The following is a 12,919-nucleotide window of genomic DNA, read 5'->3' as shown; positions in this document are numbered from 1 at the left end:
TTATTTCTTGAATTCGATGACTTTGCTGGCAGGATTCAGGTTGATTTCGTCGACCACGCAATGCGAGCCGGCCTGCAGAATGTAGAGCACCGCATCGGCCACATCGTCGGCTTGCAGGGCTTGACCGGCCTGCTTGCCGGGCATGAAGCTCAGACACTCGAAAAACTCGGTATCGACCATGCCCGGGTTGACCAGCGAGACCCGCACCGAACTCTTGCCGCATTCGTCGCGCAAAGCCTGGCTGAAGCCGCGCAACGCGAATTTGCTGGCGCAATAAATGCTGCCGTTACGGCTGCCTTTCAGGGCCGCTTCGGAACCGATGTAGACCAAATTGGCGAACGGCCGCTGTTTCAGCTTGGGTAGCAACAAGCGGCTCAGACAGGCTTGGGCAGTAAAGTTGACCGTCATCATCCGTTCGATCTGCGCGGCGGAAAATTGCTCCAAGCCGCCGAACTGGCCGTAGCCGGCGGCAAATATCGCCGTATCCAGCTGCGGCGCCAGTTCTTGTATTTGCTTGGCGGCGGCCGGTAATCGTTCCAGATCCGCCAAATCCAGTTCGACCGCGGCAAAACCGGGATGCTCGGTCTGGAACCGCCGACCATCGCGCGACACACCGAGCACGCGATGGCCCTGGGCCAACAAACGCCGGGCTATCGCCCGGCCGATACCGGAGCTGGCGCCGGTGACCAGCACGTTGCGCTTCACAGCGTGCATGGAAAAAACGCATCTTGCGGTATGTATTCCAGCAGCATCCGGCTGCAGTCCGCCGTCATGGCCTGCTCCAGATCGGCCCGGTAGCTCACCATGCCCGCCGCGGTTTGAAACGGGCTGGCAAACAATTTTTCGTCCGGGTACAACTTATGGATTTTCTTGAAGTACTGTTCCGGTAAGCGAAACACGCCCAGACTGACCGAATGCAGTTTGGACCCATCGACCACGGCAAACACCTGGTCGAATAGCTCGCGGTAAATCTGCCGGTAGTCGTGTTGGTAGATCACCGGATCGAAACGCAAACCGATCGGCCAGCCCTGCCGCTGCAGTTTGGCCGCCGCTTCGATGCGCTTGGCGACAGGAGGCGCCTTGGCCTCGACTTTTCCGGCCACCGCGTCCGGCGCCAAACTGAATGCCACCACGCAGCGCGCCACTGGCTGCCGGTTCAGCAAGGTTCTGATCTGGGTACTCTTGGTGCGCAGTTCCAACCAGGCGTTCGGCAAATCGGCGAAGAGCGGCAAGAACTGTTCGGCAAAACCGGTGACCGGCTCGAAGGCCAGGCTGTCGCAATCGTAGCCGGAGAAAAAATACACGTCGTCTTCCGGCGTCTCGGCGCAAATCTCGCGAATCCGGGCCTGAAAATCCTCGTAATTGACAAATAACACGTAATTGGCCGACTGGTACATGCCCTGCAGGAAGCAATAACGGCAGTCGTACAGGCAGTTCAGCATGTGGGAAAAGTAGTAATTGCGGCGGCCGCCGATGCCGTAGCCGACTGGCGCCGGCAACACGAACTTCTGGAATTTCTCGGCCAGAATCAGCGCCGGATGTTGCTTTTGCAGGCGAAAATTCTGCGCCTTGGGATTGAACACCTCGCCGAAGCGCTCGCAAAACACGATCCGCGCCTTCGGAAAACGGGCCCGAATCGTCTGAGTACGCGGATGGCATTCGACGGCGGATTCGATGTACAAGGTGTCTATCATCGCTAGCGGCAAGGAGGGGGATTGGCTGGGCATTATAAGGGATGCACGGCCCGCGGGAGCGGAACTTGCCGCCTGTTGGCAGCGGCAGTGCGGCAAGCTTAGCTGCCGGCTTGGCCGTCGTCTTCAGCTGATAGCCCGGACAAACCGGATGCGCTTGCCCGTGCGGCCGTTTGCTTCCGGAAGCGGCGTTTCTGCCATTGCGCGATGAAATATGCGGCACCTGACAAGGTGCCGGTTGCAGTCGCCAGCCAACCGAATATCGGCGCCAGCCTGACGATCAACGGCTCGTCCACCAAGCCCAGCCAAACTCCGAATGCGCTCAGTCCGGTAGGTTCCGCCATCGCTGCCGCCGCGGCAGACAAGCCGGCGACGATACCGGTTGCCATAGAGACGTGTTCTATCCGGGCGGCGATACGCTCGTGATCCATCGCTGAAAAAAGGAGACTGAAGAAAAATAGATGGGTTTGAGTTCAAACCGTCGGCAACGGCAACCCCGGCCAAAACGCTAAGGCCCGGCCGGACGAATGCCGGCTAACTTCTTAATCTTACTCCAAATAATCGGATCTGCAATAGCGCATTTGTTTTATATAAAGAAATAATAAATGAATTATTTGCACCATTGTAAACCGAATCAACAAGACATAAAGTTAAGCCAACGCCAACATTTACCGATCCCGCCGATCGAAGGAGCCCAAAATGAACGCATCGACTTTGTATCGCGACATTGCTACCGGCCTGTTCGTTATCAGCGGTGTGCTGAGTTTCGTTTCCGGACAATTCATCTTGTCCACCATGCTGTTCGGCACCGCGTCGTTGACAGCCAACCTGCAAGCGGCCAAGCCGGTACGCATCTGATTTAGTTGTGCCTCCTCGTTGTGAAGAAGTAACCTCGACGGCCCCCACTTTTGCTCAGAGTGGGGGCTCTTTTTGTCGTTTCCGCCAGGCACCAGCGAAAGCCATTCCTGGCTCGATCCGCACTCCCGAAAATAACGGTTTCACGGACCAAATCGACTTTATCTCACGCCCCCATACAACAACTCGCTAAAACTTGCCGCATCCAGCGGCCGGCTGAAGTAATAGCCTTGAGCTTCGTCGCAGGCCAGTTCCTTCAAGAACGCCAGTTGCTCGGCGGTTTCGACGCCTTCCGCCAATACCGTCAACCGCAGGCTGTGGCCCAGAGCCAGTATCGAGCGGGTGATGGCGCTATCGTTGGCGTCTTGCGGAATGTCCATCACAAAGGAGCGGTCGATTTTCAGCTTGTCGACCGGCAAGCGTTTCAAATAACTCAAGGAAGACTGGCCGGTACCGAAATCGTCGATGGCCAGCGTCACGCCGAGGTCGCGCAGCGCCTCCATGACCCGAATATTGCGCTCGGCTTGGCGCATGATGTAGGTCTCGGTTATTTCCAGCTCCAGATGTTGCGGCGCCAGGCCGGTTTCCGCCAAAATCCGGTCGACCGCAGCCAATACGTCGCTGCGTTCGATCTGTGCCCCCGACAGATTGACCGCCATGCGCCGGAAACTCTTGCCGGCTTCCGCCCAAATCCTGGCCTGGCGGCAGGCGTTGCGCAACACCCATTCGCCGATTGGTACGATCAAGCCGGAATCTTCGGCGATCGCGATAAATTTGTCCGGCGGGATCATGCCTTTGTCCGGATGGCACCAACGCAGCAAAGCTTCGGCCCCAATCAAACTGCCGTCCGCCAGCGAAAACTGGGGCTGGTAGTGGACTTGCAATTCGCCGCGATGCAATGCCTCGCGCAATTCGCCTTCTAAAAACAGTCGTTCCCTGGCCCGCTCCGTCAAGTGCGCTTCAAAAAACTGAAAATTGCCGCGTCCGCGCTCTTTCGCCTGGTACATCGCCAGATCGGCATGCTTGATCAGCGTCGTATAATCCTCGCCGTCGTCGGGATAAAGGCTGATCCCGATCGAAGTGCCGATTTCCAGCTTATGGCCATGCACCGAAAACGGCTGCGCCAGCGCCTGCAAAATCTTGGCGGCGACTTTTTCGGTATCGCTAATGCTGGGATGGTTTTCCAACAGAATGATGAACTCGTCGCCGCCCAGACGCGCCACGGTGTCGCCGTGGCGCAAACTGTCCTTCAAGCGTTGCGCGGCCATCCGCAGCAGTTCGTCACCGACCGGGTGCCCCAGGCTGTCATTGACGTGTTTGAACCGGTCCAAATCCAGGAATAGCAAAGCCAGGGTTTGTTGGTCGCGGCGCGCCCGTTCCAAGCTATGTTCGCAACGCTCCTGGAAATGCTGACGGTTGGGCAAATCGGTCAATGCATCGTAATAAGCCAGATAATGGATGTGTTCGGCATTTTGTTTCTGTTCGCTCAGGTCGTAAAACACGCTGATATAGCGAATCACCCGGCCCTCGCTGTCTCGCACCGCGGAAATATTCTGCCACAGCGGCACCAGTTCGCCGTCCTTGCGTCGATCCCAGATCTCGCCTTGCCATTTGCCCTCGCGTTTCAACGAACTCCATAGATCCTGGTAAAAGCGCTTGCCGTGGTGGCCGGATTTGAACACGTTGGGCTTGCGGCCAATCACTTCGTCCGGCTTGTAGCCCATCACCTCGCTGAAAACCCGGTTGATTTTCAGTATCTGGGCCTTAGCGTCGGTGATCAGAATCGCGTTCAGGCTGTTGTCGAACACGCTGGCGGCCAAACGCAATTGTTCGTCGACGATGTGTTGCTCGGTAATATCCTGCACCGTACCGACCGAACGCAGCGGCCGGCCGTCGGCTGCGTAATAGTTCTGCGAGCGTTCATGCACCCATTTGATGCGGCCGTCGGCAAATTGCAGACGGTGTTCGATATCGTATGGCTGCCGGTTATCGAGCGCTGCCTTGTATGCGCGATCGACCTGCTCCCGATCATCCGGGTGCACCAGCGCCAGAAACGCTTCGTAACTGTGGGGCGGTTCGGTGCGATGCAGTTCGAAAATCCGGTATATCTCTTCGGACCAGGTCAAGCGGCCGTTCGTCAAATCCAGCTCCCAATGGCCCAGTTGGGCGATATGCTGAGCTTCTTTCAACAGGCTCTCGCTGCGGCGCAAGCGTTCCTGCTGTTGTTTCAACGCGGTGATGTCTGTTGCGCAGATCACGGCGCCTTCTTCTTTGCCCTGCGGACTGTGCTGCATGCTGGCCTTGACCCAATAGTAGCGGTAACGCCCGTCGCGGCCGCGCAATCGGTGCTCGGCCGCATAATCGCCCTGCTTCCGCACCGTCTCAAACAACGGCGAATATACCGTCCAAGGCAGGCTGCCCAGATCTGCGGCCAGGCGTTGGCGCTCCGCCGGATGCAACCAGGCATCGGCGACACCCGGTTCCTGCTCGATGTCGGCGGCGGCCAGTTCCTGCGCGCACTGCTGGTTGATCCTGAGCAAGCGCCCGTCCGGGTCGAGTACGATCATCAGGGCGCCAGTACTATCCATCACCCTTTGAATGAAATTACTTTGATTCTGGTAACGCTGGTTGGCTTCGCGTAACGCATTGCCGTGCGATTCCAACGCCCGCAACATCGCGTCGGTACGCTCCGCATCCCGGCTCATCTGCTGTTCCAACGCCGCGTTGGCCAGCCGCAAAGCCTCCACTTCGGTCCGCAACCGCGCCAGTTCCTGCTTCAATTCCGCTTCATTCATGGTGTTGCGGAGCGAAATAAATGCTAAGCAATGCCACGGCGCGTTCCACCGCGGCAGCGACAGGCTCCGACAGGCCCGGCCGGTAAGGCTCTATTACAGCGGCTTCGGCAGCGACGATGCGTACCGCCGGCGCCGGTTCCGGCAACACCGCCAACGCCGCGAGCAGATAGCCGACTCCGTAGCCGTGGCCGGCTGCCGCTTGCTCCAGGGGAATAGCTTCCGGCGGCAGTTCCACCAGTCTGCCGGGTTGGCCGGCAGGAGCCAACGCATCGACGACGACTGCCTCGCAACATTCTTGAAACAGCGCCAGCGCCGCAAGGCCGGGGGTGCCGGCATCGAACAGGCGCACGCCGTCCGCCAACGGTAACTGCGCCAAGCGGCGGTAAACGGCCGGTCCGAAACCGTCGTCACCGTGCAAGGGATTACCGAAACACAGGATATGGCGCATCATCGCGGCAACCGGCGGCAATCAGGGCGCAAAACGCAGCCTTTTTCCGCTGTCCAGCATGTGCACGGTACAGACCAGACAGGGATCGTGGGAACGGATGATATGGCCGATTTCTATCGGATCGTCGGGATCTTGCACCGCCACGCCGACCAGGCTTTGCTCCCAGTGGCCGGGTAAGCCGTTGCTGTCGCGCGGCGACGCGTTCCAGGCGGTGGGGGTAACGATTTGGTATTGGGCTATGGCGCCGTCTTTGATTTTCAGCCAGTGCCCCAGGGCGCCGCGAGCGGCCATGATTAAACCGAAACCCTCGCCGTCGATCTCGGCGGATTTCGCCGGATTCAGGATATGCGGCTGGCCGATAGCGGCACTCAATTCGTCCAACATACGCCGGGCGCAGGCCAATTCGTAGCCGATGCGGCGCACTCTGGCAAACTGGCGCAGCCAGGCATTGCCGCCTTCCGCCGCGTGCAGAGACCGAATCAGCGCATCGCCGCCGATCATCAGTTCCGCCAGCGGCCCGGTCTGCACCGCCTTATCGCCGTAGCGCGGCGCCTTGGCCCAGGTATAGCGGTCGCTGTTGGGCTGGAAATCCGGCACCGTTTCGCCGTTCAGCGGATGCCGCCCGCCCGGGTAAGGCCGAAACCAGGAGTGGCGTACGTGTTCGTTGACCAATTGCTGGTCGAAGGAGCTCAGCGTGGCGCTGTCGCCGTCGTAGAAACCGCCCGGCAGCAGCCGGCCTGACGCCTGCTGCGGATCGCACCAGGCGCCGAAACTCAACATGTGCGGGGTACCGGCGGCCATGGCGTGCAATCCGAGCGAGCGGGCACTGCGGCTCAACAGCCCGAGCGCACTATCGGCATGGGCCGGCGTTTCCAGCCAGCCGAAATAGGCATCGGCATTGTCCAACGCCAACCATTCGTCGAGTCCGGCACCGACGATAACCTGTTCGTACCAACGCTGGATATCGTCCAATACCGAGCGGCAGGCCAAAATCCGCCGCAGATCCGGTGGGGTCGTGACGCCGCCCGGCAGCATGTAGGACGAGTGCGGCCATTGCCCGCCGAATTGGGCGACGATCTCGACCGCCTGCCTACTCTGAGCCAAGGTCTGCCGATAAACCGAGCCGCGGAACGGTTCGAAACGCGCCATCAACTCGTCAAACCAGGGCCGATCCCGGTAACGCGGATTGCAAAAATCCGGCGTGAAAAACAGAAAAGTCTGGCGCAGGTCGTTTTGTATGCCTTCGGCGATCAGGCACAGGTTGCGGATCCGCACCGCATTCGGCGGAACCGGCAATTGCCAGATCTGCTCCAGCGCCAACACCGACGCATAGAGATGCGCGGTACCGCAAATGCCGCAAACCCGCGGCGTAATCACCAAACCGTCGCGCGGCGCCCGGCCCAGCATAATTTGTTCGAAACCGCGGTACAACGTGCCTACGGTCCTGGCCTCCGCGACGACGCCGTCTTCCAACACCACGGCAATTTCCAGATCGCCTTCGACCCGGTTCAGATTCAGGTTGAGCTCGACCCTCGCCATCAGACGTCCATCTCTTTGTCGCGCACCCGGGCCGGTGCCGCGGCCCGGGCCAGGTTTTTGTAGGCCATGTAGCGGGCGCGCTCTACTCCGAGCGGGAGCCGCACCGGAATGTCGCCGATTTTCGGGGTACTGAACAAATCGGCGTCGCGCGGAAAGGTCGGCGAGGTACAGCCGAAGCAGGGCACGCCAGCCCGGGTCTTGCTGCTGACGCCGTTCCACAGATCGCTGTTGCACACCGCTTGCGTCATCGGTCCCTGGCAACCCAAATTAAAAAACAGGCAGGCGCGGCCGCCGGGCTCCAATTCTTCGATATCGTATTCGTGGTACTCGTTGCGGGTGCAACCTTGGTGGACGACGGTATTGAAAAACGCCTGCGGCCGGTTCAACCCATCCAACGGCAGCGGCCAGCCGGCGGCCAGACCGGCCAACGTTTGCGTCATCGAATGCGGATGGGCCGGGCAACCGGAGACGTTGACCACCGGCAAGCCGCGCCGGGACCGCCATTCCGGCGGCAACAAACCGCCCGGCCGGTCGCGGTCGAATTGCAGCCCGAGGCAGTCGCCGGGATTGGGCGCCGCCGCATGTACGCCGCCGAACGCGGCACAGGTGCCCATCGCCACCACGACGCCGGCCTGTTGCGCCAATTCGCGCACCATTTCCATTTTCGCCCGCCCGCGGTAACTGTCGTACAGTCCGGTGCCGCGCGGCGCCGTAACGATACTGCCTTCCACACATAAAATATCCAGCGTTTGCTCGCCGCTGACGATGCGCTGGTAGATCGCATCGTGCTGGCGCATCGGCTGGTGGGACAGGGAGGGATGCCACAGGATTTCGACGCCGTGGTCGGACAACAACTGCTCCAGACTTGGAGCTTCGGCCGACAAAATAGCCAACGAATCGCCGCCGCAAGCGCCGGTTTGCAACCAGAATAATGTAGCCATCGTTCGCCTCGAGCACGGATTCAAAGCCACATCTTAATAAATCGGGCATTTGAGTGCCAACGGAAACGCAACTAGGCTTTATAACGCCCGTTGAACGCGGCAACGCGAAACACGCCGCCGGCTCGGCCCGGCCGTCACAAGCCGGACCATGCCGAGGCCAACGCTGTCAAATCGAGAACGGCGCAGCCCAAACAGGGAAAGCCCGCGGGCAGTCACCGCGGAAGGCAAGGGCCTTCGCCGTTGCCGCCGGCGCTAGCCTTTCAGCACCCAAGGGAAATAGGTCAGCACTAGTTCGGCAATGGTCTTGTTCAATTCGGCATTCTGGGCGTTGACGTATTCCACTTTCTCGTAGAGTTTCAACGAATCGCCAACCGCCGGCATGCTGAATTCGCACATCGTAAACAGCGAATAACACCAGGCATAAATTACCGGGATATTCGACTTTAAATGTTTTTGGGTTTCTTCTTGCAACCACTTAACCTGGTCGGTTTTGCTTTGTTGGGTATCGATAATGTCGATCGTGATATCGGTAAACTCTTTCAGCGCCTTGGCCCTGACTTTGTTGTCTTCGTCGATGTGCTCTTTCGCAAACACATTCAGCGTCATGCCCTTTCTATCGACGATATTCGGGATGTCGCCGTGGCGCCCGGAAAAGACTTTGAAATTTTTATGACCTTGAGAGCGCAACAACGCGACCAGCGGCAGCCAGGAGTTTTCGCCGGTAATCGTCACCGACAGGTAAAGCTGGCCGACCTGGACCCAGGGGCAATCTTCGTCTTTGACCGGGCCCGACAATAGATTTTTACTGACCACGCTCGGCTTTGCGGTGGAGTTGTGGTTGTACAAGGTATTGGTCGGTTTCGTAGCCATACGGCAGCCCCCTGAAAATTGATTAAAGTTATTGAAGTCTAGCCGGAAGCTTCCGAAAAGCTATCCCGACGCCAACGGCAGCCGGTGACCGCAGATTAGCTGCGAAACCCAGTGCCGCGCTGCGCCTGACCGGCCTTGCTGCCGCAGAATTGAACACGGCGCGCTCGCAACCGGCGCCCGGGCTTTGCACACGCCTTAGCGATATAGGCCAGTACCGACGCATGCTGGTAGAATTGCGGTTTTTGACTCGTTTGCGATCATGCGTCTAATCCGAGGGCTGAACCATCTCGACCCATTGCGCAACGGCTGCGTGTTGACGATCGGCAATTTCGACGGCCTGCACCTGGGCCACCGGCTGGTAATCGAAAAACTAGCCGAACACGGCCGTCGGCTGAATCTGCCGACCGTGGCGATGGTGTTCGAACCGCAGCCGCTGGAATATTTTCTGGGCGACCACGCGCCTTCCCGCCTGACCCGTTTGCGCGAAAAAGCCATCCAGTTCGCCAAACTGCCGATCGACGAATTATTGGTCATGCCGTTCAACCGCGCCCTAGCCGATTGCGACGCCGAGCAATTTATCGCCGACATCCTGGTGCGGCGGCTGAACGTCAAACATCTGGTGGTCGGCGACGATTTCCATTTCGGCAAGGCGCGGCGCGGAAACTTCGCACTTCTGCAGCACCGCGGCGCAACTCATGGCTTTAGCGTGGAAGACAGCCATTCCTTCGAGTTGGCAGGGCTGCGGGTCAGCAGCACCTTGATTCGCGACGCGCTGGGCGAAGGCGATCTGGCTCAGGCCAAATTGATGCTGGGCCGGGATTATTCGGTCTGCGGCCGGGTCGCGCACGGCGACAAACGCGGCCGCGAGCTGGGCTTTCCGACCGCGAACGTACGCATGCAACGCAAGAATACGCCGATCGTCGGCGTCTATGCGGTGACGATGACCGGGCTGGACGGCAACGAGTACCAGGGCGTCGCCAACGTCGGCTCGCGGCCAACCGTGGACGGCGGCGCCAAAGTGGTGTTGGAGACGCATTTGTTCAACTTCAATAAAGACATTTACGGCCATTACGTCGAAGTGCATTTCAAACATAAACTGCGCGACGAAACCCGCTTCGACTCGCTGGACGCGCTGAAACGGCAAATCGGTCTGGATGTGGCGCAAGCCAAACGGTTTTTCGGCTGAAGGCGGAGACGATGATGGCCGACGACACCCCGATCCCGTCCCCTTGCATCCGCAATTGCTGCCTGGACGACAGCGATATCTGCCTGGGCTGTTTTCGTTCGCTGGACGAAATCCGTATCTGGAGCAACGCCGATAACGCCAGCCGCGAACAGATATTGCGCCGGGCGACGGAACGACGCCAATCCCGCTCCAATCCTACTTTTTTATCGAAATAAGGCCCCCAACGCCGCCATGACCCAGGACGCCGAAGACGAATTGGTCCGCAAGGCCTTGAGAAACATTAAAATTCCGGCGGCGCCGCACGTGCTGGATAAGTTGCACAAAGAATTGCAGCAAGACGAGCCCGAGTTGGAGACGGTCGCCGAAATTCTGGCACAGGACCTCGGCTTGTCGGCCCTGGTGCTGCGCTGCGTCAATTCCCCCTATTTCGGTTTGCGCACCAAAGCCGTGTCGATTCAGCATGCCACGTCGCTGTTCGGGCTGCGCAATATCGTCAATATCGTGGCCGGCTTGGCTTTGCGCCGGGCATTCGAAGAAACGGAAGGCGCCAATCCGCCGAATTTTTGGGATTCCCCGCTGAATGTGGCGATGTCGGCTACCGCAATCGCCCGCGCGGTGTTTTATTCACGGCCGGACGAAGCCTACATGCTGGGATTGTTCCATAACGCCGGCCACCCGTTGCTGACCCAGCACTTCCCCGGCTACGCCGAGTTCATGGCGCGATACATCAACACGCCGGAGCTCTCGATCTGCGCCGCCGAAGACCGCCAATACCGAGTCGAGCATGCCGTACTCGGCTATTACCTGGCCCGAGCCTGGGGACTGGACAAACGCATCGCCAATGTGATCCGCGACCACCATCAGGTCAAGGAGCGTTTTGCCGCGCGCGACCGCGGCGACCCAAGCGAGCTTAGCCTGCTAGCCATCCTGAAAATGGCCGAGCATATCGATAAATTGTTTTGGGGCTACCAGCCGGACTACGAATGGCTGGAAATCCAAGATCTGGTTTTGAACTTCGTCGGCCTAAGCGAGCAGGATTTCGCGGAACTGCACCAGGACATCGCCGACAACGTGCTGGGCGGTTTCACCCGCTAGATGCGACCTTTACGGAACAACGGCCGCAGATCCAGCCAATATGTAAGTACCAGATAAACCAGCATGCCGAAGCCGCCGCAAAGCCAAACATCCCATTGGTAATGCGCCACTGCGTAACGGTCGGCACCATAGAGGCCCAAACCCAGCAGGAAGTAATACCCGATCTTGGCCAACGGGTAATCGACCGGATAATAAATCCGGCCCAAGCCCCAGGACAGCAATACCATAAACCCGTAACAAACCAGCGTGGCCCAGGCCGCGCCGACATAGCCATACTCCGGAATCAGCAAGATATTCAACGCCACTGTCACGCCGGCGCCGGCCAGCGCCACCCAGGCGCCAAGCCCGGTGCGGTCGCTCAGTTTGTACCAAACCGACAGATTGACGTAGATACCGAGCAACAAATTCGCGATCAACAAGATCGGCACAACAGTCAACCCCTCGCGAAATTCGGCGCCGATGAAATATTTGAACAGGTCGATGAACAAAGCCACCAACAAAAAGATCGACACGCCGGCGATAACGAAATACTGCATCACCAACGCATAAGCACGTTTGGCGTCGGCCCGGCCGGCGTAGGAGAAGAAAAACGGCTCGCCGGCATAACGGAAGGCTTGTACGAACAAGGTCATCAGAACCGATAATTTGTAACAGGCGCCGTAAATGCCCAACTGTTGCAGATTGGTTTGCAGATCGTACGGCAACAGCAGCTTCAAAATCGCCCGGTCCAGCATCTCGTTGACCATGCCGGCCAAGCCGATCACGATCATCGGCAGCGAGTAGCGCAGCACCGGCGCCAATACCGCCCGCTCCAAAACAAACGGCACGGCACGGAACTGCGGCAGCAGCAGCAGCAACTTAGCGGCGCTGGCCGCCAGATTGGCAATAAAGATGTAACCGACGCCGACTTGCGGGTCGTAGTAACGGGCGATCGCGCTATCCGGCCAAATTGCCGCCAGTTTGGGCCAGAGCAGTAACAACAATAAATTCAAACCGATGGCGATCAGAATCTCGGCCATTTTGATGCCGGCAAAGCGCCAAGCCCGATTCTCGGCGCGCAGCTTGGCGAACGGCAAAGCCGACAACGCATCCAGCGCCAGTATCCAGGCAAACCAGAGCGGATATTCCGGATGTCGCGGGTATTGCAGCCAGGCCGCCAAATCTTCCTGCCAGAACCAAACGCCGCCGGCAAAAGCCAAATTGGCGAGCAGCAGCAGGCTCAGCACGTTGCAGTAAACCCGTTCGCCGTCGAATTCCGGCCGCTGCCGAAAGCGGAAATAGCCGGTTTCCAGGCCCAATACCAGCAACACGGCAACAAAGCCGGCGTAGGCGTAGAACTCCGAGACGACGCCATATTCGCCGGTACTGAAGGTATAGGTATAAAGCGGCACCAGCAGGTAATTCAGGAAGCGGCCGACGATACTGCTCAGGCCGTAGACGGCGGTTTGGGATACGAGTTGGCGTAATGACATGGATCGCTTGTGTCGACGAAAGCCGCG

13 protein-coding genes are annotated in these 12,919 nt (G+C 59.0%); 4 read left to right on the top strand and 9 right to left on the bottom strand.

The features are described from left to right. The 3 genes from NP603_RS15870 to NP603_RS15860 form a co-directional block, all read right to left on the bottom strand. Complete coding sequence (locus NP603_RS15870; RefSeq protein WP_256611928.1) at positions 1 to 714, bottom strand: SDR family oxidoreductase; 714 nt, start codon at positions 712 to 714, stop codon at positions 1 to 3. After that, complete coding sequence (locus tag NP603_RS15865; RefSeq protein ID WP_256611940.1) at positions 702 to 1,694, bottom strand: SPL family radical SAM protein; 993 nt, start codon at positions 1,692 to 1,694, stop codon at positions 702 to 704. The genes NP603_RS15870 and NP603_RS15865 overlap by 13 nt, the downstream gene beginning before the upstream one ends. Positions 1,695 to 1,792: 98 nt before the next feature. Beyond that, positions 1,793 to 2,080 carry a hypothetical protein gene (locus NP603_RS15860; RefSeq protein ID WP_256611927.1) on the bottom strand — a complete coding sequence of 96 codons (288 nt, stop codon included), beginning with the start codon at positions 2,078 to 2,080 and terminating at the stop codon, positions 1,793 to 1,795. A 310-nt stretch (positions 2,081 to 2,390) separates the two neighbouring features. Here NP603_RS15860 and NP603_RS15855 point away from each other — a divergent pair, with 310 nt between their 5' ends. Further along, the gene (locus NP603_RS15855; protein ID WP_256611926.1) at positions 2,391 to 2,549 is read left to right on the top strand and encodes a hypothetical protein; all 159 of its coding nucleotides are present in this window, start codon (positions 2,391 to 2,393) and stop codon (positions 2,547 to 2,549) included. A gap of 158 nt (positions 2,550 to 2,707) precedes the next feature. Here the strand turns inward: NP603_RS15855 and NP603_RS15850 are convergent, their stop codons facing one another. The 5 genes from NP603_RS15850 to NP603_RS15830 all read right to left on the bottom strand — a co-directional run bounded on the left by NP603_RS15850 (position 2,708) and on the right by NP603_RS15830 (position 9,139). Then, positions 2,708 to 5,341, bottom strand: a complete 2,634-nt coding sequence (locus tag NP603_RS15850) for a sensor domain-containing protein (protein ID WP_256611925.1) — start codon at positions 5,339 to 5,341, stop codon at positions 2,708 to 2,710. Continuing rightward, entirely contained in the window at positions 5,334 to 5,792 is a 459-nt protein-coding gene (locus NP603_RS15845) for a hydrogenase maturation protease (RefSeq protein WP_256611924.1), read from the bottom strand. Before NP603_RS15845 ends, NP603_RS15850 begins: the two co-directional genes overlap by 8 nt. Positions 5,793 to 5,810: 18 nt before the next feature. Continuing rightward, complete coding sequence (locus NP603_RS15840; protein ID WP_256611923.1) at positions 5,811 to 7,328, bottom strand: nickel-dependent hydrogenase large subunit; 1,518 nt, start codon at positions 7,326 to 7,328, stop codon at positions 5,811 to 5,813. Further along, the gene (locus NP603_RS15835) at positions 7,328 to 8,269 is read right to left on the bottom strand and encodes an NADH-quinone oxidoreductase subunit B family protein (RefSeq protein WP_256611922.1); all 942 of its coding nucleotides are present in this window, start codon (positions 8,267 to 8,269) and stop codon (positions 7,328 to 7,330) included. Before NP603_RS15835 ends, NP603_RS15840 begins: the two co-directional genes overlap by 1 nt. A gap of 252 nt (positions 8,270 to 8,521) precedes the next feature. Continuing rightward, positions 8,522 to 9,139 carry a hypothetical protein gene (locus NP603_RS15830; RefSeq protein WP_256611920.1) on the bottom strand — a complete coding sequence of 206 codons (618 nt, stop codon included), beginning with the start codon at positions 9,137 to 9,139 and terminating at the stop codon, positions 8,522 to 8,524. A 259-nt stretch (positions 9,140 to 9,398) separates the two neighbouring features. On the opposite strand from NP603_RS15830, the gene ribF reads away from it, so the two are divergent. The 3 genes from ribF to NP603_RS15815 are packed head-to-tail and all read left to right on the top strand — an operon-like array spanning position 9,399 to position 11,420. Continuing rightward, a complete protein-coding gene (ribF, locus tag NP603_RS15825) occupies positions 9,399 to 10,325 on the top strand; it encodes a bifunctional riboflavin kinase/FAD synthetase (RefSeq protein ID WP_256611919.1) in 927 nt (308 codons plus the stop codon). A gap of 14 nt (positions 10,326 to 10,339) precedes the next feature. Then, positions 10,340 to 10,540 (top strand): DUF1289 domain-containing protein, encoded by a 201-nt coding sequence (locus tag NP603_RS15820; RefSeq protein ID WP_256611918.1) that lies wholly within the window; start codon positions 10,340 to 10,342, stop codon positions 10,538 to 10,540. Between the two features lie 16 nt (positions 10,541 to 10,556). Further along, a complete protein-coding gene (locus tag NP603_RS15815) occupies positions 10,557 to 11,420 on the top strand; it encodes an HDOD domain-containing protein (protein ID WP_256611917.1) in 864 nt (287 codons plus the stop codon). Here the strand turns inward: NP603_RS15815 and NP603_RS15810 are convergent. Continuing rightward, positions 11,417 to 12,892, bottom strand: coding sequence for an MATE family efflux transporter (locus NP603_RS15810; protein ID WP_256611916.1), 1,476 nt, complete (start codon positions 12,890 to 12,892; stop codon positions 11,417 to 11,419). The two genes, NP603_RS15815 and NP603_RS15810, sit on opposite strands and share 4 nt — an antisense overlap. Between the last annotated feature and the right edge of the window lie 27 nt (positions 12,893 to 12,919).

Source organism: Methylomonas aurea (assembly GCF_024505045.1).
Classification (GTDB): Bacteria; Pseudomonadota; Gammaproteobacteria; order Methylococcales; family Methylomonadaceae; genus Methylomonas; species Methylomonas aurea.
The sequence above is the reverse complement of the archived record's forward strand: the minus strand, read 5'-3'. Positions and strand labels throughout refer to the sequence as shown.